This window comes from Buttiauxella massiliensis (assembly GCF_902500225.1).
GTDB classification, from domain to species: domain Bacteria; phylum Pseudomonadota; class Gammaproteobacteria; order Enterobacterales; family Enterobacteriaceae; genus Buttiauxella; species Buttiauxella massiliensis.
Genome location: NZ_LR722650.1, coordinates 228,911 through 253,190 on the forward strand (window position 1 = coordinate 228,911; position 24,280 = coordinate 253,190).

Annotated in this window: 17 protein-coding genes; 11 read left to right on the forward strand and 6 right to left on the reverse strand. The window is 51.9% G+C overall.

The window, feature by feature from the left end:
- Positions 1-51: 51 nt before the first annotated feature.
- Positions 52-1,518, reverse strand: a complete 1,467-nt coding sequence (locus GC128_RS05565; RefSeq protein WP_151993468.1) for an aldehyde dehydrogenase — start codon at positions 1,516-1,518, stop codon at positions 52-54.
- 229 nt (positions 1,519-1,747) lie between these two features.
- On the opposite strand from GC128_RS05565, the gene GC128_RS05570 reads away from it, so the two are divergent.
- Positions 1,748-2,545 (forward strand): MBL fold metallo-hydrolase, encoded by a 798-nt coding sequence (locus tag GC128_RS05570; protein ID WP_151993469.1) that lies wholly within the window; start codon positions 1,748-1,750, stop codon positions 2,543-2,545.
- A gap of 305 nt (positions 2,546-2,850) precedes the next feature.
- On the opposite strand, the gene GC128_RS05580 is transcribed toward GC128_RS05570, so the two are convergent.
- A complete protein-coding gene (locus GC128_RS05580) occupies positions 2,851-3,738 on the reverse strand; it encodes a LysR substrate-binding domain-containing protein (RefSeq protein ID WP_151993470.1) in 888 nt (295 codons plus the stop codon).
- A 100-nt stretch (positions 3,739-3,838) separates the two neighbouring features.
- Between GC128_RS05580 and GC128_RS05585 the strand changes: the two genes are divergently transcribed.
- Together GC128_RS05585 and GC128_RS05590 are read left to right on the forward strand one after the other, a co-directional pair.
- A complete protein-coding gene (locus GC128_RS05585) occupies positions 3,839-4,147 on the forward strand; it encodes a carboxymuconolactone decarboxylase family protein (protein WP_151993471.1) in 309 nt (102 codons plus the stop codon).
- Complete coding sequence (locus GC128_RS05590) at positions 4,147-4,530, forward strand: tautomerase family protein (protein ID WP_151993472.1); 384 nt, start codon at positions 4,147-4,149, stop codon at positions 4,528-4,530. The genes GC128_RS05585 and GC128_RS05590 overlap by 1 nt, the downstream gene beginning before the upstream one ends.
- Positions 4,531-4,578: 48 nt before the next feature.
- On the opposite strand, the gene GC128_RS05595 is transcribed toward GC128_RS05590, so the two are convergent.
- Genes GC128_RS05595 through GC128_RS05605 form a run of 3 tightly spaced genes read right to left on the reverse strand, consistent with a single transcriptional unit; the run spans position 4,579 to position 11,015 of the window.
- Positions 4,579-6,714 carry a virulence factor SrfC family protein gene (locus tag GC128_RS05595; protein ID WP_151993473.1) on the reverse strand — a complete coding sequence of 712 codons (2,136 nt, stop codon included), beginning with the start codon at positions 6,712-6,714 and terminating at the stop codon, positions 4,579-4,581.
- Positions 6,711-9,683, reverse strand: a complete 2,973-nt coding sequence (locus tag GC128_RS05600) for a virulence factor SrfB (protein WP_151993474.1) — start codon at positions 9,681-9,683, stop codon at positions 6,711-6,713. The genes GC128_RS05595 and GC128_RS05600 overlap by 4 nt, the downstream gene beginning before the upstream one ends.
- A gap of 3 nt (positions 9,684-9,686) precedes the next feature.
- Positions 9,687-11,015, reverse strand: coding sequence for an SrfA family protein (locus GC128_RS05605; protein ID WP_151993475.1), 1,329 nt, complete (start codon positions 11,013-11,015; stop codon positions 9,687-9,689).
- Positions 11,016-11,212: 197 nt separating this feature from the next.
- Here GC128_RS05605 and GC128_RS05610 point away from each other — a divergent pair, with 197 nt between their 5' ends.
- The 4 genes from GC128_RS05610 to GC128_RS05625 all read left to right on the forward strand — a co-directional run bounded on the left by GC128_RS05610 (position 11,213) and on the right by GC128_RS05625 (position 14,829).
- Positions 11,213-11,926 (forward strand): glutamine amidotransferase, encoded by a 714-nt coding sequence (locus tag GC128_RS05610; protein WP_151993476.1) that lies wholly within the window; start codon positions 11,213-11,215, stop codon positions 11,924-11,926.
- A 172-nt stretch (positions 11,927-12,098) separates the two neighbouring features.
- Positions 12,099-13,697, forward strand: a complete 1,599-nt coding sequence (locus tag GC128_RS05615; RefSeq protein ID WP_151993477.1) for an ABC transporter substrate-binding protein — start codon at positions 12,099-12,101, stop codon at positions 13,695-13,697.
- Between the two features lie 72 nt (positions 13,698-13,769).
- Complete coding sequence (locus GC128_RS05620; RefSeq protein WP_151993478.1) at positions 13,770-14,270, forward strand: GNAT family N-acetyltransferase; 501 nt, start codon at positions 13,770-13,772, stop codon at positions 14,268-14,270.
- Positions 14,271-14,595: 325 nt separating this feature from the next.
- Positions 14,596-14,829, forward strand: coding sequence for a DUF2526 family protein (locus tag GC128_RS05625; protein WP_151993479.1), 234 nt, complete (start codon positions 14,596-14,598; stop codon positions 14,827-14,829).
- 68 nt (positions 14,830-14,897) lie between these two features.
- Here GC128_RS05625 and dtpB read toward each other — a convergent pair whose 3' ends face one another.
- A complete protein-coding gene (dtpB, locus tag GC128_RS05630; protein WP_151993480.1) occupies positions 14,898-16,376 on the reverse strand; it encodes a dipeptide/tripeptide permease DtpB in 1,479 nt (492 codons plus the stop codon).
- Positions 16,377-16,825: 449 nt separating this feature from the next.
- On the opposite strand from dtpB, the gene atzF reads away from it, so the two are divergent.
- The 4 genes from atzF to urtA are packed head-to-tail and all read left to right on the forward strand — an operon-like array spanning position 16,826 to position 24,230.
- A complete protein-coding gene (atzF, locus tag GC128_RS05635; RefSeq protein WP_151993481.1) occupies positions 16,826-18,622 on the forward strand; it encodes an allophanate hydrolase in 1,797 nt (598 codons plus the stop codon).
- Positions 18,623-18,632: 10 nt separating this feature from the next.
- Positions 18,633-22,253 carry an urea carboxylase gene (uca, locus tag GC128_RS05640; RefSeq protein WP_151993482.1) on the forward strand — a complete coding sequence of 1,207 codons (3,621 nt, stop codon included), beginning with the start codon at positions 18,633-18,635 and terminating at the stop codon, positions 22,251-22,253.
- Positions 22,250-22,930 (forward strand): GntR family transcriptional regulator, encoded by a 681-nt coding sequence (locus GC128_RS05645; RefSeq protein WP_151993483.1) that lies wholly within the window; start codon positions 22,250-22,252, stop codon positions 22,928-22,930. The genes uca and GC128_RS05645 overlap by 4 nt, the downstream gene beginning before the upstream one ends.
- Before the next feature lie 28 nt (positions 22,931-22,958).
- Positions 22,959-24,230, forward strand: a complete 1,272-nt coding sequence (gene urtA / locus GC128_RS05650) for an urea ABC transporter substrate-binding protein (protein ID WP_151993484.1) — start codon at positions 22,959-22,961, stop codon at positions 24,228-24,230.
- Positions 24,231-24,280: the final 50 nt, after the last annotated feature.

The window sequence follows — 24,280 nt, forward strand, 5'->3', positions numbered from 1 at the left end:
TGGCGAGCGGGGAAAAGGTGGACAAGCGCATCACGTCATCCACCATTTTCGCTAGAACGGCAGGGGGCGAGGCTGTGTTTGCATCGTTATCCAACGCAGATCGGTAAACTCTCGTACTCCTGCCTGCCCACCAAAACGACCGTAACCTGAGTCTTTCACACCGCCAAATGGCATCTGCGCTTCGTCGTGCACCGTTGGGCTATTGATGTGGCAGATTCCGCTTTGAATGCGGCTGGCAATATTCCATGCGCGAACGGTATCGCGACTGAATACCGCAGCAGACAAGCCAAGATCGTTGTCATTGGCGATAGCCAGCGCTTCGTCATCACCTTTTGCACGAATAATTCCTTTTACCGGCCCAAAGGATTCTTCGTGGTAAATGCGCATTTCATTAGTGACAAAATCCAGCACTGTAGCGGGCATGAGGGTGGAATCCGCTTTGCCACCGGCAACCAGCTTTGCACCTTTTGCCAATGCGTCATCAATCAAATCATTGCAGCGCGAAACCGTCTGTACATCGACAACTGAACCCAGCACGGTAGGGCCAAGGCGCGGATCGCTGCACGGCAAACTCGTCGCTTTAGCTGCAAATTTTGCTACAAATTCATCGGCTACCCGTTCGTCAACGATAATGCGTTCGGTTGACATGCAGATTTGCCCGGAGTTGGCGAAGGCTCCGAACGCCGCACAGTTCACCGCCAAATCAATGTCAGCATCATGCAGAACCAGCAAAGGTGCTTTGCCACCCAGCTCTAAAACCACAGGTTTGAGATAACGAGCACAAGTTTGCGCGATAATCCTTCCGACGTGCGTTGAACCGGTGAAGTTCACTCGGCGCACTGCGGGATGAGCAATCATTGTCTCCACTACGGTTCCCGCATCTTGTGGCGCATTGGTGACAAAATTGACCACACCCGCCGGGAATCCGACTTCATTGAGTGCATCAATAATCAAACCATGTGTTGCGGGGGAGATTTCAGAACCCTTCAGTACTACGCAGTTGCCGCAGGCCAGCGGTGTGGCGATAGCCCGCACGCCGAGAATCACCGGTGCATTCCACGGTGCCATTCCCAGCACGACACCCGCAGGTTGGCGTATTGCCATTGCCAGATTTCCTGGCACATCTGATGGGATAACTTCACCATTAATTTGCGTGGTGAGAGCTGCGGCTTCACGCAGAATCCCGGCGCCTAAATGCACATTAAATTCAGCCCACTGAGCGGTAGCACCTGTCTCGGCCAACATCGCGGCGACAAATGCGGCTTGTTTGGCTTCCAGCGCATCAGCGGCTTTTAAAAGCAAAGCCCGGCGCTGGTTTGGCGGAGTTTGTGACCAGGCGACAAATGCCTGGCTTGCGGCTTCGACTGCTGCGCGAGCATCATTGACAGTGGCAGCAGGTGCGATAGTCGCGACGTGTTCATCTAGCGGATTGCGGCGTTCAAAAGTTGCCTGGTTTTGTGCATCAACGGGCAGTCCATTGATCAGCATCGAAATAGAGATAGGGGATGTTCGTGGCATCTGACACCTCTTTTGTTATTTAAATGTTAAGGTGTCATCGAGTGTAGTGAGGATTAAATGCTTTTCCCAGCAATTTAATGTACTTAGGGTGATGGAATTAATTCAGCTATCAACTCTCAATCCCTTTGAAACAGAGCATTCTTTTTGCCTCTGAGCAGCATGTCACCGTACCATTTGAAATAATTCCCTATAATGGGCGACGATGAATTTTTCTCAGTGAGGGACAAACATGCCATTAACTATCAAGGTATTACTGGAAAATAGGCGGGCTGACGGGGCAGAGAAATCGTTGCTTGGTAAAGCCGGGCTTAGCCTGTTGATTAAGGATGAAACAACCTCGGTTTTATTCGATACCGGCCCTGATAGTAGTTTTTTGCATAATGCGGCCGTGATGGGAGTGTCTCTCACAGATCTTACTGCGACGGTACTTTCACATGGCCATTATGACCATTGTGGTGGTGTACCCTGGTTGCCCAATAACAGCCGTATTATCTGCCATCCTCAGATAGCCAATGAACGCTTTGCATCAGTAAAACTTGCGGGTTTTAGTCGAAGACTAAAAAAGCTATCGCTAGACATTGACTATTCTCGCCATCAAATGGAATACAGCCGCACACCTGTGCCTATCAGCGAGCGTTTTTTGTGGTCGGGGGAAATCAAAGTAGATGAACCCAGAGCATACGGAATTATCAGTGGCGACAACGCTGCTGTGGATTACGTTATAGATGAGGGCGTGCTTATTTATAAATCCGACCATGGGCTAGTGATTATTACTGGATGCGGGCATCGGGGGATCATAAATATTGTGCGTCATTGTCAAAATATCACTGGGATTAAGCAGGTCTATGCATTAATTGGCGGTTTCCATCTGCGTAGTGCTTTGCCGCTTGAGTTATTGCGAGTCAGGCGTTTTTTACACCAGCTAAAAATTCAGAAAGTAATGGGCTGCCATTGTACCGGGGCATGGGGACGCCTGTGGTTGCCGAACGTGTTCGCTCCTGCAACAGGAGATACTTTTGTTTTGTGATCGCGTGGCAGCAACCCTTTTTTAGGTCGGGTAAAGGTAGCGTCACCCGGGCATTAATGGTAGGCGGTGCTATTGCTTATTCGCCTTATAAAACCATTGGCGTTTTTCTATACTAACCTGCTTGAGTATTACCAGCCGCGTAAGACCGACGATACGTTAATTTTCCCCATCTACAGAATACGCCGTTGAACAGGGTTATTACCGCCCGGACCGCGATCTCTTGTGGAGCAGGCAGACTAACCCAGACGCGTTGACGTGGGAGCAATTTCTAAAAACTACCGGCTGGCAGGGTGATGGGTGCTCTTTCAATAGCTGAGCGTAGATAACGCCTCTTCCATTAACTGTGCGAGGCGAGTTTGTACACTTTTATCGGCGCCTGATATTTTCAGCTGTTTAAGCGTGATACCCAGCGATCCTGGTGAAGGTAGTAGATGAGATGCCTTATGTAGATTGCTGGGCATACCAATGTGGGTCCGTACCGTCAACCCAAGTCCGGCCTGAACTGCCGCCCAAATACCACTGAGGCTATGGCTGACAAATATAACCCGCCAGGCAATACCCGCCTGGTCAAGACATTCGGTTGCTCTTGAACGCATCAGACAGGGGTTTTCAAACATCACTAGCGGCAAGGGTTCACCACTTGCCAGTAGTGCGGGAATGTCTAAGTCCGGATGATGGATCCATTCCAGTTTGCACTGCCCAAGAAGCTTGCCCTGGCTGGATGCTGTTGCAGGCTGCCACATCAGCGCCATATCGAGTTGGCTGTTATCAAGTGCTGTCTGTAGGGCTTGGTTGCGGTCGACTTTTGCCACAATCCTGACACCGGGATGATGGCGTTTGAACTGGCCGAGTATTCCTGGCATCAGTGATTCACCAAAATCTTCCTGCATCCCAATGCGAATTTCACCCTTCAGCAACTCACCTTTCAGGGCGCGCAGAGTTTCATCGTTAAGCTCCAGAATTCGCCGCGCGTAGCCCATCAATATTTCGCCATGACGGGTGAGTTCAAGGTGCCGTCCTTTTTTTACCACCAGAGCGGCATCACACTGTCGTTCCAGTTTTTTCAATTGCGCGCTAACTGCCGAAGTTGAACGGGACAAGCGAGTCGCCGCCTGAGCAAAACTGCCTGACTCAATGCCGGTAACAAAACTTCGTAGTGCATCCAGATCGAGAGTCGGGGCCAGTTTGTTCATTATCGTCCTTAAAATCGGGATGGTTAGTTTTGAATTATGCGATTTTGTGGACGTAACTATTGCGCCATGATGAGTTCACTGTCAATCAGGAGCGAACTACATGAGCAAAACACTCGATAAAAATACGCTTTCCCGCCTCTCCCCGAAGCTTGCTGAGCTGAGCAATAATGTGCTTTTTGATGATATATGGACGCGCGAACAACTGTCGCCACGCGATCGCAGCTTAATCACGGTGGCAACTCTGGTCGCTCTTGGGCGCATGCAACAATTGCCATGGCATCTGAACTTTGCCCGGCAAAATGGTTTGAGCAATGAGGAACTGACGGAAGTTTTCACCCATCTGGCATTTTACGCAGGTTGGCCTGCTGCGGTGTCCGCACTAAGTTGTATGGATGAGGAGACTCACTGATGCCTTTTACCCGAATCACCCTTGGTGAACATTATGATGATGAACAACTGGCGAAGATTTCTGAGATTTTGCATCAGAGCCTGACCGGGCAATTTGCGGTACCGCTAAAAGATAAATTTCAGGTTTTCGAGCGATTGCCCATCAGCCAGCGCGTATTTGACCGTGAATATCTGAGCGGTAAACGCAGTGATAACTTTATTTTGTTCCAGATAACTGCCGGGAAAGCACGTACTAGCGAACAAAAGCAGAGCTTTTACCACCAACTTAGCGAGCGTTTGCATCAGGAATTAGCTATCCATCCTGATGATGTGATGGTAGTTATTCAATTTAATCAGACTGATGACTGGAGTTTTAGCAACGGTCAGATGTATTGCCCGCTATGATAGTTTTGTCGGGTGGATAAGCGCAAAAATTATCCACCCGTTGCAGGGTTACAAATTCAACAACGCTTTCAGTTTCGCTTTCTGAGCATCGCTCACATCCAGCGGATGGCGATAGCCGATGTTTTCCACCGCGCGGGTATATAGCGCCACCAGCCAGTCATAGACGTAAAGCGTGCTACCACGAGCGGGTTGCTCGCCCAAGCGCACCAGGCGGGTGCTGGCTGTCGCCTGTTTTTGTGGTGCAAACACAGGTGAGCCTTTATTCACCCGACTTGCCGGGCGCAAAGCTGGAGCAACGTGGGCATAACCCAACCAGCTAACAAAATCGCCTAATACGGCTGTCACACAGGTGATTTCCTGCGCCATGCTGCCATCACCGTGGCGCAATGCCGACTCAAGCTGTTCAGGTAATTTCAGGCGATAACTGGCGACAATCAACAATTGGCAAAGTGCCTGAAGTTGAGTGTTATCCAGCCCGGAAAGATGAGCAACCTCGTGGCGAGTTGCCAACTGACGCAAATGATTAATCCACAACAGATGTACTACGGTGGCAAAACTGTCAGGGCTGCGCGTTTGTGTTTCACTGCTGTCTGCTTCTGCAAACAGATCGATATCCAGATGGAAACCCGCCGGCTGTTGGCTACGTAATTGCTGGTGGCTTACCCAACGTTGCTGTAAGACATGGCGCTCCGGCAATAAGCTTGCCAGCAGTTCGCCATGAAGGGCCGCGTGGGATTGCAGCGCGCGCACCAGACCTTCAGCCTGAGAACGTGCGCGTTCCGGTGTGAGGTTTTCGTCTTCAATCATATGGGTGAACAGGGCGCTGACTTCCGTATTCAGCGCGGCCTGCAACATCTCAATACGCAGTGTCCGCTGTGCCGGAACCAGCGCATCGGCAAGCCACTCCAGCAAACGGTGCATATTACGGCTATCCAGCGCTTGCAAAGTCCCCCAACGTTTACCTGGCAGACCTATAACACGTTGCACGCCTTCATCAAGGTTAGCGCCGGTAAAACGGGCATCGCGCGGAGTAATCGCCCAAATCAGACCTGGTGTAGTGGCATTACTGGCCTGGGTTTTATCGACCCAACGCGCCAGCATTTTACCAACTGCATTCACTTCCCGACGCTCGGCTGCCGCATTGCATACCACTAATTTATCGGGCTGTAGATATTGTGCGTAATCATCAAGCTGCGCGAGGGGAATATCGACCACTTCAACCTGTGCCAGGCGTGGCTGGTAGTTAAGCGAAAGCGTAATTTCCGCGCTCAACTGCTGTAAATCCTGCTGAGCCAGGCTGGTCTGTGTCCCGGCTTGTTGATTGACCAGAGGGCAAACCAGCACGTCCGCATTCATTTCTGGTTCATCTGGCGTGGTGGGGATCAAGAAGCCTTCTACCGGAAGCAGGAAGGTATCCACCAGCAGGCTGGCAGGAGCTAAAACCTGATGGGCGTAACCTAAATGATTCAACGTCTGCGCGAGATGCTGCCAGTGAGCGGTAATGGTGGCGTTATCTCCCCAAAGTGGTGCCAGTAATGTGGCTTGATCGGCGCAGCTTAGCCACGGCAGAAGCTCGGCCATTTGTTGCCACAACGTATTATCCAGATGATGTTGGCGGCGGACCACTTGCTGGTAAGTTTGTGCAATATCGGAGAATTGCAGCTGTGTCAGCCCTGGCATCGGTTGTGCCTGGCGGCGAGACTGTAACTCTTTGAGCTTTAATGCGATCACCTCGGGCTGCGCAAAACGGGTAGCACTGTTGGCGTGATACTGGCGAATCATACGCTGAGCAAGCGTACTGCTACTGCACAGCGTGATGAGTAACGGATAATGTTCCGCAACCGGCAGTTCGCGGCGAGTAAAACGCACGGCAATACCGGGCGCATGCCCAGGGTTAATGTGCGTCAGATAATCCAGCACTTTTCCGCCGAGCATAATCTCGATACGTTCATGATTATCGCCCAGTAGTGTGGTCAATAGGTGATGCTTGCCCGCGATCGAGTGGCCGTATAAGCCAATTGTTAGCGGTTGCTCCGTCTGTAAGTCAAGCTGGTGCTGACGCTGCTGGAGTGTAGCCAGTTTATACAGTAGCCCATCGGCTTCATTTTCCACCAGGGGAACAGTCTGGCGAGTCTGTTGTACCCAGTCCACTAAAGGGTGCAGCGTTGAGGTTATTTGGTTCATTTTTGATACACGCTCCCGCTGTCAATCCAGTAATGGCTGGCTCCGCTGTAGCTTCCTGCCAGGGTATTCAATTTAAAACTGAGCTGGTTAAGTGGCACTTTGCTGCCATCCTGCAACCAGGCTTCCGCCAGCACAAAAGCATCGGCTTCGCGTGTTTGTTGCAAGCGCACATTTAGCACACCTTCACCGGCTATCTCTTTTGCCAACTGCGGTGAGTTAATCGCCAGTGTATACAGCGGTGTGGCAGGCCAGCGGGCATCATCAAGCTGGCGGAAACCGAGACAAGCATTGCCGCGTAGCGGGAAATGCAGACGGGTATCAAGCGTTGATTTCGCATCGTCGAGATCGATATCGCGATACCAGACGTTTTTCTCAACCAATGTGTTGTTGCCATCGAGCATGCCCAGATAGCGCACAGTGGAGTACGCCTGAATGTCAGAGGCTTTGAAGTTAAAGCCAGGCAGGCGCAAGTCCATCGCCAGGCTGCACAGCATGGCGCCAACAGCGGCGGTAGATTTCGGGTTGCCAATACGGCCTTGTTGGCTAAATGGGTACCACTCATGAGTCTGATAATTATCCAACCAGACGATGCGGTTCACTGGTACCGGTTGTTGGTAGCGCAATAATGCCTGCACGCCTGGCAAGCAGGCCGGACGCCCGGTGACCAACAGCACATCGCAGCAATAGTGGCTTATCACTTCACACAGCGCCTGAAGCGGGGCGGTCAGAGTGAATTGCCCTGCAAGTAACGCTTCTTGTAGCGATGCCAGTTCAACCTGTAATGGCACGCTGAATAGATCAAACGCTGGAGCATCAGCCGGCAGCGCGTGCTGTACAGCCTGTTGAACATAATTGATCACGTTATCTGTTGGGCGCTGGGCCAACAGTTCGCCAAATGTCGCTTCGAGTGTTGCGTGGCGATCGTCGGGATCGCTATTTTCCCAGTAAGACAGCACTGCATGCCCAAGAGGGATAAACAGTTGCAGTGCGGTTTGCTGGCGCAGCGTACCTCGCGTGTCCATGCGCCCGGACTCACCAAACAAGGTGGTCATTAGACCGGTGGTATCAACCACACCTGCCTGGTGAATTTGTGCCTGTAATGCAGGGAGCACACAGCGCTGGATAACATCCAACAAAATGTCGTCACCCGCGACTTTAAAGCCTTCGCGGAACAATAAACGCGGAGCAATTTTCACATTGCTGCCGACACCATCATCAAGATGATACTGGGTGATAGCCATATCGGTCGTGCCACCACCGATATCAATGGATGCGACGCGCAGCGTTTTGCCCGGCAGTTCATCAGCGGCTAACTCGCGGTCCGGGCGAGCGAGGCTTTTAAAGAAGTTGCCCGTTTGCCCGGCATAGTTGACCAACGCTTCGTTATACAGCCACACCAATTGCCCGCAGGTGGCTTCGTCCCACTCCATCTGAACATCAGGGACTGGGACGACACTTTTCTGGAAATCACGCTCGCTGGTGAAACCATCATCTGTGGGGTGCCATTCCATCGCTTTCCACACCAGACCTACTGCTTCCTGCATTCGCTGGCGGAAGATCTCACGCTCCTGTTTTGGCATCGCCGAAGGCAGTGTCAGGATCAGATGGCGTAGCTGACGTGGCGCATTGAGGTGCCCCATGCTCTGGCGTGAGCCGACGCTGTTAATCTGCATCAGCGCCTGTGCCAGTAACTCACACAGCATCAGGGTCATTAACGAACTACGGCTGTACTGTGGCGAGAACACTGGCAGGCGGTCTTCCAGCGGTAATGAATAGAGCGGCTGCCCGTCGTCATTCATCAGGTTCATCAGGGGATAAGCGGTCGCCAGTGGTTCACGCTGGGTTTTCACACCCATTTGGCTAAAACGCCAATCCTGGTTGGCCGGAGTTTCATCCCATAGATAACGGCGCGGGCTGGAGATGCCACTTGCGCCATCGGTCCCTAAACGGGCAGAAGCCATGCTGCGAGCTTCATCGCCAACGCGGGCAATCGATGGCCAGACAAACGCATCGTCACGGCCACTTTCCACCGAGAAATGCTGTTTGCCGAATTTGGCTTCAGAGAATTCGAGGCGGCTGGTAAACATCGCTTCGTTGATGGTTTGTGGTTCGCTGAGCGAGCGAATTTGCAGCTCGGCAGTCTGGCGCAGGCCGTCATTGGCTTCGCCGTGGTCTTCAATCAATACGCCACAGGTGTGGGTATTGCCGACATCCAGTACAAGATCGACGGGGATCGCCGGGGCTTGCAGCGTGGCGGTGACAATTTTCACTTCTGGCACTGAAAGCTGTGCGCCGAGCATTTCGATAATATTGAGATAGTGCGCCTGGTACTCGAAGGTTTTCAGCGCGTTGCTGATCTCACGCTCTGTTCTGGATTCGTGGCGGGTGGCAAATTGCGTGAACACTTCACGCAGCCAGCCATCAACCCAGGTTTGATCGATAAAGTCGTTAATTTCTTCGTTGTGCCACGCAAGGGCAAAACGGGCTCCGTTACGGACATCATTTTGCGTGGGAGCCAAATGGGCCGCAGGGTTATCATCGGCGAGGATTTTTGTATCCAGTGCGATGGTAATGCGTACGGTGTTTCCAGCCGAGTCCGGTGTTTCAAGGCAACGAATCTGCACTCGTGCCCAGTTATCCGGGCCGCCCACAAAAGTACGTGGCGGATTAAAACGCAGGAACGGCAGCGGCAGCCAGGTTTTATCCAGCAGTTTCAGGGAATGGCCAAGTGTGATGGTGCTTTCCGGTTTCACTACCTCAGGAGCCGAGCCCTGTGTGCCTGGCAGAGTAAATTTGCCCGGTATCACATCGTAATCAAGGCGTAAAAGCGGGCCGTTCGCCGTTTTACGCACAAAGCGCCCGGTATGCGGAGCATTAGGCTGCGGAGCAAGGCCGAAATCCAGAAACTGAATGCCGCTGTCTTTAATGAGCGTCACGCTCGACTTATAGGGATACAGAGTGGCAAACATTGATTAATCACCCACTTTTTTAAATGTCACAGGAACCACGGTGTCCTCCTCGTAGCGCCCACTGCACTCGGCGACATCATTCTCGCCAGGTTTGCAGGATATTTCCGGCAGCGGATAGCGTGAGCCATCGCTACAACGCGCATTGCCACGGGTTTTGATCATCAACGTACCGGACTGCATCAGCCCAGAGAATACTTCTGCTTTGCAAACAATATTGTCGCCATGCACCAGCCGCACATTGCCTTTGTTGTTGGCAATTTGATAACGCAGCGTAGGTGGTTTGCCGGTGATGGAATCTTTAACGTTGATGGCCACACGCCAGTTGCCGTTGAGGAATTTTGTCGAGCCAATTTTTAGCGAATCAGCCGGTAAAACCAGTGCGCCTTTAGGTATTTCAGCTGCCGGTGTTGTCGTTGTAACAGCAGCAGGTTCTGGTTCCGGCGCTGGTGGTTCAACGACCGCGGCTTGAGTGACAGGCAAAGTTGAAACATGGGCCACCGGTGCTGCCTGAATGGCTGCTGGAGCGATGGTCTGAGGTTTAACTTCCGCTTGTTTCTGAGCTAAAGGTTCGGCATGGGGTGCCGATACCAGATAATAAGAAAGTGGAGCAGCGATGCAGGCGATGATGGCGGCTGCAACAGGAGGTAACCAACGCTTCGGCTTTTTCGTGACGGGAGTTTCACGCACGACTTCAGCCTCTGGCGCTGATACCAATGGCTCATCATTTTGAGATGCCACAGGTGTGAGTGCCGCCACGGAATAGAGTGGCTCATCGGGCTCGCTTAACACCACGACAGGTGGCGCAGCAGGCGGCGGTTCTGGCAGGAATTCAATTACCGGCTCGTGTTCTTCAGCAATGCGTAAGCAATCCAGTGGATCAGGACGGGCACTACTATTAAGCGTCACAAACCCCCAAAAAGTGATGACCGGTTTCCCGTCTACCAGATAAACATGCGGGCTACCCGGAAACTGCAATGTATTGGCGAGTAACGAGCCAAAAAGCTGAATGGACGTTTTTTCCGCCTGTTGGCAACGCTGAATCAGCGAGGCGATGTTGGCCTGGCAGTTATCGAGATAGCGCAGGGCTTTTTTACGTTGCTCATCACTGGCGGCAGCCCAACTGACAACGCTGCCTTCAAAGGGGGCGTACCAGTCAACACGATCGCCTTCATCGTTTGGTTGAGGTATCGCAAGGCTGTCGACCACCGCTTGCTGTTTGCGTAAGCGTAATGTTTCGCGAATTTGTAGCGCTGAGTCGAACACAGTCTGCCCGTTTTCGCCGAGCGAAAGAAAATCATCTAAGCATCCGCTGCGCAATAATGTTTTTGCCACGTCATCAATCCTGCTGTTTTCAGCTCCGCTTGAGCCATTTTCACACTTTCCATTTTACGGATTCCCGGCACAGGCAAACGGCGGAAGAGATGGCACTTTTTTCTAATTATCGGGCGATTGCACTTAAGTCTTTGGGGCGTTCGCAGGTTTTGTGCTACTGATTAAAGTCATCCCAAAATCAAAAGGGCGTTCAATCAATGTCAGAAACACTACCTTTATTGCTGGTTCAAATGGGCCATCCTCCCACTGATATTCGCGCGGCTGTTGGCGAACAGCCTGACTGGTTTAAAGCCGCATTAGGTGATGTTGGCCCAATTAAAGTTGTTTGCCCGTTTGAAGGTGAGCGACTGCCAGCGGCGGGTACGTTTAGCGGTGCGGTGATTTCGGGTTCATGGGCGATGGTCACCGACCATGAAGAGTGGAGTGAGCGCACGGCCAACTGGTTGCGTGAGATTATTGGCGCGGGGGTTCCGGTATTAGGTGTATGTTATGGGCACCAATTGATGGCATACGCGCTAGGCGGTGCGGTGGATTACCATCCGCAAGGCAGCGAAGTGGGGCAAATTGCCGTCAGCTTGAATGATGCAGCACGTCATGACCCGTTACTTGAAGGTTTGCCAAACTCTTTTGATACGTTTTTAAGCCACGAGCAAAGCGTGCTTACGCTACCGTCATGTGCCGTGGTGCTTGCAGCATCCAGTCACGATCCACACCAGATTATCCGCTATTCATCGACTGCACTTTCGGTGCAATTCCACCCAGAATTTAGTGCGCCAGTGATGAATAAAATCATTACCAGCCGTAGTGAAAGAGTGGCGATGAAAGGCAAAGACCGTGATGCGTTATTAGCCGCAGTGAGCGATACGCCTTTTTCGCGTGCGATCTTACAGAAGTTTGTTGCGTCATTGTAAATGAATATGGTGGTGCATTGTGCTGCTGGTGGCGTTAAAATGCACGAATATCACTATTAATGAATAACCTGAGAGCCTTTTGTTATTTGTCAGAATTTAAGAGCTATGGTGTTATTGACGCTCAAAATTATAAGTTCACTTTTCATTTGGCAAGCATACAAAAGGCAAAACTATGTCGACAGGGAAAACACTTCTCGCACTGTTGCTCAGCAGTTTCTTACCCGCAACGGCTGCATTGGCTGCAGCGAATAACACGCTAGTTTATTGTTCAGAGGCCTCACCAGAATCCTTCAACCCACAAATTGCCAGCTCCGGCCCTACGTTTGTTGCCAGTTCGCAAACGCTCTATAACCGCCTGGTTGAGTTTCGCCCAAGCGACAACTTACCGGTTCCGTCACTGGCGACCGAATGGAAAATCAGCCCGGATGGTAAAACGTATACTTTTACCCTCCGTAAAGGCGTGAAGTTCAATAGCAATAAAGAGTTTAAGCCGACCCGCGATTTCAATGCTGACGACGTCGTTTTCTCAGTTATGCGCCAGAAGGACCCGAAAAACCCGTACCACAACGTGTCGCAGGCGACTTACGAATACTTCAATGATGTCGGGCTCGATAAGCTGATAACCGAAGTTAAAAAGCTTGATGATAACCACGTTCAGTTCACCCTGAGCGAACCTAACGCGGCATTCCTTGCAGACTGGGGTATGGATTTCGCTTCAATTCTTTCAGCAGAATATGCTGATGCGATGCTAAAAGCGGGCACCCCTGAAAAAGTGGATACTGCGCCAATCGGCACAGGGCCGTTTGCATTGCAGGAATATAAAGTTGATTCGTTGATTCGCTATGTGGCTAACCCGAACTACTGGAATGGTGAAGTGCCGACCAAACATCTGATCTTCTCCATTACACCAAACGTCCAGACACGTATGGCGAAATTGCAGAAGAACGAATGCCAGATTATTCCAGCCCCGGCACCGGTGCAATTTGACGCTATTAAAGCCGACAAGGACCTGACCTTACACACGGTAGATGGCCTGAACGTCGGTTATCTGGCGTTTAACACCACCAAAAAGCCATTTGATAACGTGCTGGTACGCCAGGCGCTGAACTACGCCGTGGATAAACAAGCTATTATCAATGCGGTGTTTATGGGGTCAGGTACGATTGCTAAATCTCCAATCCCGCCAACAATGTTGGGTTTCAATAAAGATCTCTACGATCGCACCTACAATCCTGAAAAGGCCAAAGCGCTGTTAAAACAAGCAGGGCTTGAGAAGGGCTTCGATACGGATTTGTGGTCAATGCCGGTGCAGCGTCCATATAACCCAAACTCACGTCGTATCGCCGAGATGATTCAGAATGACTGGGCAAAAGTGGGTGTGAACGCGAAAATCGTCACCTTTGAGTGGGGCGAATACCTTTCAGGCATGCGTAAGGGCGAGCACTCCTCCGCACTGTTTGGCTGGATGAGTGATAACGGCGACCCGGATAACTTTGCAGATACCCTGCTTGGTTGCGGCAGCATCAAGAGTGGCTCTAACGCCGCACGTTGGTGCGACAAAGACTACGATGCGTTAACGCAAAAAGCGAAATTGACCAGTGACCCGGCTGCGCGCGCTAAACTCTATGAGCAGGCGCAAGAAGTGTTCTATCAACAAGCGCCGTGGATCCCACTGGCAAACGGTAAAACTTTTTACGCAACTCGCAGCAATGTGACGGGTTATAGCGTTAGCCTGAATGGCAGTGATTTCTCGAAAGCGAAATTGAATTAATCTCGACTGACGCTTCCTGATGTGGGAAGCGTCATATTTTGGACTCGGCAAAAACACAAACAAGGATGAAAAATGGTTACGTTCAAACCTATGTTAAGCCATGATTTTCTGGCCTTTGTTGATTACTTCGTCGTGGATTATGCAAGTGAGATAGCCAGTAGTTATCGACTATCGGAAGCGGATGCTTTGTTACAGGCTCGACGTGAGACAGAGGCAAGTTTCCCGGACGGTGAAAAGAGTGCCGGGCAGGTCGTGTTATGCATTACACAAACCCATTTGGGTGAAGAACAGCATATTGGCTATCTATGGTATAAGCCGGACTCAGAACTAAAATCTGTTTACATCAACGACTTTTATCTCTTTCCTCAGTTTCGTGGCCTGGGGCTGGGTAGTGAGGCGATGAAAAGTCTGGAAGAGCGGTTAATTCAGCAAGGCTATAACCAGATCAAACTTCGGGTGGCTGCTGATAACCGCAGAGCCAGACAGGTCTATGAAACTAACGGTTTTGCTGTCACCGGCATCAATATGAACAAAATATTGGGTGTTTCTTCCCATCCTGCTTCTGAAGAATAATGGTATGGAATCATTTTTCTCCTCTATAGCAAACTGCCGCGTTCGTTGATCTTTGGCGAACAATCGCTCCCCGACGGTGATTTCACACAAGTTCAAAACGGGGGCATTAGCACATCGGTATTAACCGAATGCGGGCATTCCATATCATGGGAGAATCCAGCGGCATTGGCCGGAGCCTTAGATTCATTCTGTAAATTCGTCGGTGAGCCATCTGCGTGAAAACCTGGCCGTGGCGCAGATGACATTATCGGCTGAGGTTATGGATGAGCTTGAGAAAATTATCGCAGAGTCATAAGGTATACCCTCTAAAATTAAGGAGATAGTTATGGCGCACCTGGAAGATGTTATTGCCCGCGTAGACGCAGCGGTAACTGAAAATGTGATTGAGCATATGAATGAGTTGCTGATTGAACTGAGCGACGATGCTGAGCTAACCCGCGAAGACCGTTACGCACAGCAGCAGCGTTTACGTAACGCCATCGCGCAGAAGGGCCATCATCACAAAGCGGAAGTGGAACAACGCCGCGAAGATTTAACCAAGGGCGGCACCATTATTTAAGTTTCAGAAAGTGTTATCACAAACCGCCTTCGTTGAAGGCGGCGTGATAAGAAACAAAGACGAAGAAGTTAAGCGGTTTTCACTTCCGGTTGCATATTCATCATACGGTTTAGCCACGGCACCATTGCGGCCATAATCAGCGCGATAACAAAGGTCGTGATGCCAATTTTGCTGAACACACCAGTATAAATCGGCAGCGTTTGCAGCGGATCGTTAAGGGATTCTGGCACTGCCGTGAAGGTGGCAACGTAGCCGCCAAGCAGGAAGGCCGCAGCCTGGGTCAGGAACCACATCCCGAGAATAAAACCCATCATAGTTTGCGGCACCAGCGCTGCGACCATTGCTAAACCTAACGCGCTTATCATCAGTTCACCCAAACTCTGGAACAAATACACCAGCACGATAAACCAGGGTGAGGTCAGCCCTTGCGCGTCAGCAAACCACATACCAGCGGCGGCGGCAGTTAAAAAGCCTAACGAACACAGGAACATGCCGAGAGTGAATTTGGCAGGCATCGTCAGATCTTTGCCTTTGGCACCAAAACGGGTATACAGCGAAGCCAGAATAGGGCTGGCGACCACCACCCAGAATGGGTTCAGAGCCTGAAAACTGACGGGGTTGATAGTAAACCCGAGAATTTCATGGCGCACGTTATTGATAGCAAAGAAGTTCAGAGACGTCGGCATCTGGGCATACAGAATGTAAAACAGTACCGCTTCAATCATCAGCACAAAAGCGACGTACATGCGGTTGCGATCGCTTTTGTTTTGCTTCGCGGCCTCACGGAAGAAGAGGAAAATCACGATGATGGACAGCACAATTAACACAATATTAGCCACTTTTACGTTATGCATCAGCCACGCACAAACGTAAATCATCAGCACAGTTCCCGCTAAAACCAGCAGTAAGTTTTTGTAGCTCATCGGCTTGCTATCGGGTTCCGAGCCGATGTCGCGCACCATGCCACGGCAGCAGAAATAAACCAGCAATGCGAAGACTAAGCCAATACCGCACAGGTTGTAGGTAACGGCGTAGCCATATTTGTTGGCAATGACGGGAGCAAGAGACAAAGACAACAAAGAACCGATGTTGATAGACATGTAAAAGAGAGTGAATGCGCCGTCCAGACGGGGATCTTTTGGCGGATAACATTTCGAAAGCAGACTGGCCGGGTTGGCTTTAAATAGCCCGTTGCCCACCGCAATGGTGCCCAGGGCAATAAAGATCATATCAGGATTATGCAGCGACAAACCGGTCATAAAGTAGCCCAGCGCCAGTACCACGGCACCAAGAATCATCGTGCGTTTTGTTCCTAATAAATGATCGCCAACGTAACCACCGATTGAGATCAGCCCGTAAACCAGAGCGGCAAAGGCACCAAAGGTCACAAAGGCCTGTTCCTGTGAAAAACCGAGCTCTTTAACGAAGAAAACGGCCAGAATACCTTGCACGCCGTAGTATCCAAAACGCTCCCATAACTCAACAAAAAAAATCATAAAAAACGGTTTAGGTTGCTGCAATAAACCGGTAGAGGCGGGCTTATTCATGTTCGTTTGCCTTTAGACATTTTAAGGAAGTATAAGCAGCTATTGGCGCTATACCTAAATTCGATCTGTGATGGAATCGTATTCTATTTTGTGCATCCGCATTCGGTGTTAATGCCGTATTTAGGACGATACTTAGGGTATTGTATGGTTAATTTGCTTTCCTGGTGGTTGATCACACTATCAAATCATGAACATGACATTTTTTATGTGTGCCGCGGTTATCCACTCTACAAAACGACCGATTTATTAATAAACATAAGAAAATAATATGACATTGTTTATTTGCACCTTTCTGGATAAATAACTTAATCCTTCGCTCTATAAGAGTGCGAAAAATGAATGATGCGTTGTTAGATATATTTAAATCTCTTGATTATCAGCGCCCTAAATACCTGGCACGCTAAATGCTTTATTCATCTCATCTTGTATACCAGATGGGATTCCAGTTTATGTCAGTAGCGACTTTGTCTGAATGGGTAGCCAGTTACCGCCAGCATCCCCAACAACTTGTAGCGGCATATCAGCAATTAGATGCCGATTTATCCCGTGATGATAACGCCTGGATATATATTGCGACGCATGACGAAATCTATGTGCAATTAACCACAATTTTTCAGGCAATTAATTCTGGCGAAAAACAAACAGGTGACTTCCCATTATTAGGGGTTCCTTTTGCGGCGAAAGATAATATTGATGTCGCCGGAATGCCCACCAGCGCTGCATGTCCTGCTTTTACCTACACACCAGAAAAAGATGCAACGGTAATTGCTCGCCTGAAAGCGGCGGGTGCAATTGTGGTAGGCAAAACGAACCTCGACCAGTTTGCAACCGGGTTAGTCGGCACGCGCTCCCCGTTTGGTGCCGTAAAAAATACCTTTAATCCAGACTATGTCAGCGGTGGCTCAAGCTCTGGCTCCGCATCCGTGGTGGCGCGTGGGCTGGTGTGTTTCTCGCTGGGAACTGATACCGCAGGATCCGGGCGCGTCCCGGCCGGGTTTAACAATATTGTCGGCATGAAACCGACCAAAGGCTGGATTTCTACCTCAGGCGTTGTCCCTGCATGTCGCCTGAATGACTGTGTTTCGGTGTTCGCGTTAACGGTTGAAGATGCTGAAACTGTCGCCGCCGTGGCGGGCGGCTACGATCCGCAAGATCCATACTCTCGAAAAAACCCGCAAACTGCACCGGCACGCTTTAGTGAAAAACTCCGTTTTGCCATTCCCGACCGTCTTGAATATTTCGGCGACACCTTAAGCGAAAACGCATTCGCCAGAACCTTGCTGCGTTTGCAGCAGCAGGGCGCGGAACTGGTGCCGATTGATTTCACGGCCTTTAACCAGTTGGCTGAGCAGCTGTATTACGGCGCGTGGGTGGCTGAGCGCACCGTGGCGGTTGGTGATATTTTTAAAAACAAGCCTGAAGCGATGGACCCAACCGTACGCGGCATTGTGGCAAATGGTCTGAATTACACGGCCTGCGATGCCTGGCAGGCGGAATACACCCGCGCGGAACTGGCGCAAAAAATCAACGCACAGCTCAGCGAGTTTGACGCGCTGGTGGTGCCAACGTCGCCGACCATTCATACCCTCGCTGAAATGGCGCAGGAACCGGTGCGCTACAACTCGCAATTTGGCACCTACACAAACTTTACGAACCTGGCTGACCTTTGTGCTTTAGCACTGCCAGGGGATTTCCGTGCCGATGGAATCCCTGCCGGGATAACGCTTATCGCACCCGCATGGCATGACCAGGCGCTGAGTCACTTCGGGAAACGCTGGCAGCAGGCATTGAATTTGCCTTTAGGTGCGACCGATAAAACGCTGCCTGTGAGTAATGCCGAAAAACTATCAGCCAATCATGTTCGTGTCGCTGTGGTTGGGGCACATCTGCGCGGAATGCCGCTCAACCACCAGCTCACCACCCGAAATGCGGTGTTTATCGAAGAATCCTTTACTGCCGCCAATTACCGCCTTTACGCGCTGGCTAATACACAGCCGCCGAAACCTGGCCTTGCACGCAGTTCCGAAGGGCAGCCGATTGCCGTTGAACTATGGGACATCCCGCTGGCGCGCTTTGGTGAGTTTGTGGCGGAAATCCCGGCTCCACTAGGGATCGGCACATTGACGCTTGAAGATGGTCGGAGCGTGAAAGGGTTTATCTGCGAGCCCGCAGCACTCTCTGATGCCACGGATATCACCGCGTGGGGCGGCTGGAAAGCCTGGCTTGCCCGCCACCATAGCGCTTAAGGAGACGACAATGTTTAGCTCTGTATTGATAGCTAACCGCGGTGAAATTGCCGTTCGGGCAATTAAAACACTGAAAAAAATGGGTATCGGCAGCGTTGCTGTTTACTCCGAACCTGATGCTAACGCGCAGCATGTAATTGATGCCGATGTGGCGATTGCGCTGGGTGGCGAAAAAGCAGCGGACAGTTACCTCGATATTGAGAAGATCGTTGCCGCTGCTAAAGCGAGCGGTGCGCAGGCGATATTCCCTGGCTACGGTTTTTTATCGGAACGCGCGGAGTTTGCCCAAGCCTGTGCTGATAATGGGCTGGTGTTCATCGGCCCAACCGCCGAACAAATTCGGGATTTCGGCCTGAAACACCGTGCGCGTGAACTGGCCTTTAAAGCTGATGTGCCGATGACACCGGGAACGGGCCTGTTGCTGACACTGAAAGAAGCACAACTTGCAGCGGCTGAAATTGGCTACCCGGTGATGCTGAAAACCACCGCAGGTGGCGGGGGAATTGGTCTTACACGCTGCGAGGATGAAGCGAGCCTGATTGATGCCTGGTCGAGCGTAAAACGTATGGGCCAGCAGTTTTTCAGCGATGATGGCGTATTTATCGAGCGTTTTGTTGACCGCGCCCGTCACCTGGAAGTACAGATTTTTGGCGATGGAAAAGGCAAAGTCGTAGCGCTGGGTGAGCGTGATTGCTCATTGCAACGCCGTAACCAGAAAGTGGTGGAAGAAACCCCAGCACCCAATTTGCCGCAAGCCACGCGTGAAGCGATTCATGCCGCCGCCGTGGCACTCGGTGAATCCGTCAATTACCGCAGTGCAGGCACCGTGGAGTTTATCTACGACGCCGCCCGCGATGCGTTCTATTTCCTTGAAGTGAACACCCGTTTGCAGGTCGAGCATCCGGTCACCGAAATGGTCACCGGGCTGGATCTTATCGAATGCATGATTAACGTCGCCGCAGGCGTCACGCTTGACTGGCAGCGTTTAGCGCAGCCGCCAAAAGGGGCCGCCATCGAAGTGCGTATTTACGCCGAAGATGCGCTGAAAAACTTCCAGCCAAGTCCGGGCGTGCTGACCGACGTATTCTTCCCGCAGGATGTGCGGGTTGATGGTTGGGTCAGTACCGGCAGTGAAGTCAGTGCGTTTTACGATCCGATGATCGCTAAAGTGATCGTTTATGGTGACGATCGTCAGCAGGCGTTAAGTAAACTGAACACGGCGCTGGCGGCCACGCGTTTGCACGGTATTGCGACCAATCTCGATTACCTGCGTCAAATTGTGCAACTGGCGGAGTTTAAAGCCGGGGTGATGTGGACGCGTCTGCTGGATGATGTGGTTTATCAGGCTCATGCCATTGAAGTGCTTGAACCCGGCACCTGGAGCAGCGTGCAGGACAGCCCAGGCCGTCTTGGTTATTGGGATATTGGCGTGCCGCCTTCCGGGCCAATGGATGATTTTGCTTTTCGTCTTGCCAACCGCATTGTCGGCAACCATCCGTCTGCCGCAGGTCTTGAATTTACCCTGCAGGGGCCGACGCTCCGCTTTCATAGCGCTGCCACCATCGCGTTAACGGGCGCCGATTGCCCGGCAACACTGGATGATGAAGCGATCCCATACTGGCAGCCGGTGATCGTCAAAGCCGGGCAGACCCTAAAACTGGGCCGCGCCACTTCCGGGTGCCGTACTTATCTGGCGGTACGCAATGGTTTCGACGTGCCGGTCTATCTCGGTAGCCGTTCGACCTTTGCCCTTGGGCAGTTCGGCGGCCATGCCGGGCGCACTTTACGTGTGGCGGATGTACTGGCGATCTCCCAACCGTGTTTACCAGCGTGCACTACGCCCGCACCAATTTCATTACCACAAACCCCGGAACCGGCAGTTATCCCGCAATACAGCGATGTGTGGGAAATTGGCGTGTTGTATGGGCCGCATGGCGCGCCTGATTTCTTCACATCTGAATCCATGCAGACGTTCTTTGAAGCCGAGTGGCAGGTTCACTACAACTCGAACCGCCTCGGCGTGCGTTTGGTCGGCCCGAAACCTGAATGGACGCGGGCTGACGGCGGCGAAGCGGGGCTACATCCTTCCAACGTTCATGATTGTGAATACGCGATTGGCGCGGTGAATTTTACCGGCGACTTCCCGGTGATCCTGACGCGTGACGGCCCAAGCCTCGGCGGGTTTGTCTGCCCGGTCACCATTGCGAAAGCCGAACTGTGGAAAGTCGGGCAGGTGAAACCAGGTGACCGCATTCGCTTCCACGCGATCACCTTTGAACACGCGCAGTCGTTGGAAATAGCCCAGGACGTGGCGGTCACTAATTTGCTGCATGTGTTAAATCTGCCGGATTTGCACCCGTCGATAACACCGACCACCACCTCAAGTGCGGCAATTCTCGCAGAACTGGAAGCGCAAAGTGATTTACCGGCGGTGGTTTACCGCCAGGCAGGCGACAACTATGTGCTTATCGAATATGGCGACAACGTGCTGGATCTGGCGCTGCGCCTGCGTATTTATCTGCTGATGAAAGCCATCAAGCAGGCCGGAGTTACCGGTATTGAAGAGCTTTCGCCGGGTGTGCGTTCGCTGCAAGTGCGTTACGACAGCCAGCATATTTCCCAATCGCAATTATTGACGCTGTTATTAAGCCTGGAAAAACAGCTGGGCGATGTCACGAAACTCAAAATTCCGTCACGCATCGTGCATCTGCCGATGGCCTTTGAAGACAGCGCCACGCTTGCGGCGGTTGAACGTTACAAAGAAACCGTGCGCGCCGATGCACCGTGGCTGCCCAATAACGTCGATTTCATTCAGCGCACCAATGGGCTGGCGCACCGTGATGAAGTGCGGGACATCATCTTTAACGCCAGTTATTTGATTCTGGGATTGGGGGATGTGTATCTCGGCGCCCCTTGCGCGGTGCCACTCGACCCGCGCCATCGCCTGCTTAGCTCGAAATATAACCCGGCCCGCACCTGGACTGCTGAAGGCACCGTCGGTATTGGCGGTATGTATATGTGCATCTACGGTATGGATTCGCCGGGTGGCTACCAGTTGGTGGGGCGTACGTTGCCTATCTGGAACAAATTCCTTAAGAACGAACAGTTTGGTGATGAGCCATGGTTGCTGAAGTTCTTCGACCAGGTGCGTTTCTATCCGGTCAGCGAAGACGAACTGACTGAATTCCGTAGCGCATTCCGTGAAGGACGTGCCGAGGTGCGTGTTGAACAGGTCGAGTTCGATTTTGCCGCTTATACCACCTTTCTTGCCGACAATGCCGACGACATTGCTGATTTCCGCTCGCGCCAACAGCGTGCGTTTGTCAGTGAAGTGGCGCACTGGAAGGAGCAGGAAAATGCTGCTGTCGAGAGCGCGATGTCAGCGGCACAAGAGGTGGTTGAAGACCAGCCAGGCCAGCTGGTGAGCGCGGATCTCAACGGCAATATCTGGAAGATCCTTGTGGAGCCAGGACAGGCTGTGAAGCAGGGCGAGCCGCTGATCGTGGTGGAAGCCATGAAAATGGAGCTGATGGTGAGCGCACCATGCGATGGCACCGTTATTCGTATCAGTTGCCAGCAGGGTCGCCAGGTAGGGCCGGGTGATGCATTGCTGTGGCTGGATGCGGTGTGAATAAGAACCCCGAAGGCATCGCCGAGCGTATCTACCGCTTGTTGAAGCAGGAAATTTTTGATTTCCAGTTGCTGCCCGGCGACAGGTTCAGTGAGAACGACATCGCGGTACGTATGGCCGCGAGCCGTACGCCGGTGCGCCAGGCGTTGTATGCACTGGAGCAAGAAGGATATGTCGAAGTGCAGCCGCGTAGTGGTTGGCAAATTAAAGCGGTGGATTTCGACCATCTGGAGTCGCTCTACGATCTGCGCATTGTGCTGGAGCTCGAAGCCATAAAACGGCTGTGTATATTGCCCACAGAGGTGCGTCCGCTGCCGCTTCAGGCGCTGAAACAGTTTTGGATTGATGCGCCACAACTGGCCGATGGCGCTGAAGTTGCAAGCCACGACGAGGTGTTCCATATGACGCTGGTTGAGGCCACAGGAAACCCGGAAATGGCGCGGGTCCATCGCGAAATCACCGAAAAAATTCGTATTGTGCGGCGGCTGGATTTCACCAAACGTCCGCGCGTAAGTGCCACATATCTCGAGCATGGACAGATTTTGCTCGCCATTTTGAACCGTCAACTTCAGGAGGCGCAGACCCGCTTACACGACCATATCGCCGCAAGTCAGAAAGAGGTCCGTCAAATTACTCTCCATATGCTTCATCAGGCGAAGCATGGGGTTATTCGCTAATTCGGGTTAAATCTGGGGTATACACACTATGCAACGTCGCACCTTCATTAAAGCTTTCGCGCTCTCCGCTTCGGTAGTCAGCATGGGGCTGGCCTTCAGCGCACAAGCTGCCGACACCATCAAAGTGGGCATCATGCACTCGCTGTCCGGCACTATGGCTATCTCTGAAACGCCGCTCAAAGATGTGGCGCTGATGACCATCGCTGACATTAACGCCAAAGGCGGCGTACTGGGGAAACAGCTTGAACCGGTGGTGGTTGATCCGGCGTCAAACTGGCCGCTGTTCGCTGAAAAAGCGCGCCAACTGTTAAGCCAGGATAAAGCGGCGGTGGTGTTTGGTTGTTGGACATCGGTATCGCGTAAATCTGTGTTGCCGGTATTTGAAGAGCTGAACGGGCTGCTGTTCTACCCGGTGCAGTATGAAGGTGAAGAGATGTCGCCAAACGTGTTCTACACGGGGGCTGCACCTAATCAGCAGGCAATTCCGGCAGTGGAATACCTGATGAGTGAAGACGGCGGAGCGGCGAAACGCTACTTCCTGCTGGGCACGGATTACGTTTATCCGCGCACCACCAACAAGATTCTGCGCGCTTTCCTGCATTCCAAAGGCGTGCAGGATAAAGACATTGAAGAAGTTTATACCCCGTTTGGTTACAGCGATTACCAGACCATTGTTTCCAACATCAAGAAATTCTCCGCAGGCGGCAAAACCGCGGTTATCTCCACCATTAATGGTGACTCCAACGTACCGTTCTACAAAGAACTCGCCAACCAGGGTCTGAAAGCAACCGATGTGCCGGTAGTGGCGTTCTCGGTCGGTGAAGAAGAGTTGCGAGGGATCGACACTAAACCACTGGTCGGCAACCTGGCGGCGTGGAACTACTTTGAATCGGTTGATAACCCAACCAACAAAGCGTTTGTCGCCGAATGGAAAGCGTACGCCAAAGCTCACAAGCTGCCGAATGCTGACACCGTTGTCACCAACGACCCGATGGAAGCAACCTACGTTGGCATCCATATGTGGGCACAGGCGGTGGAAAAAGCCGGAACTACGGATGTCGACAAAGTACGCGTGGCGATGGCGGGGCAAACCTACAAAGCGCCATCTGGTTTTACGCTCACCATGGACGCCACCAACCACCATCTGCATAAGCCAGTGATGATTGGCGAAATTGAAGGCAACGGCCAGTTCAACGTGGTGTGGCAGACCGATGCACCGGTACGCGCACAGCCGTGGAGCCCGTTCATTGCAGGCAACGACAAGAAGTCTGAAGAGCCTGTGAAAATGGCGAGCAACTAGCTAGTTCTCTCCCTCTCCCTTCAAGGAGAGGGAACCGATCGAGTTCAAGG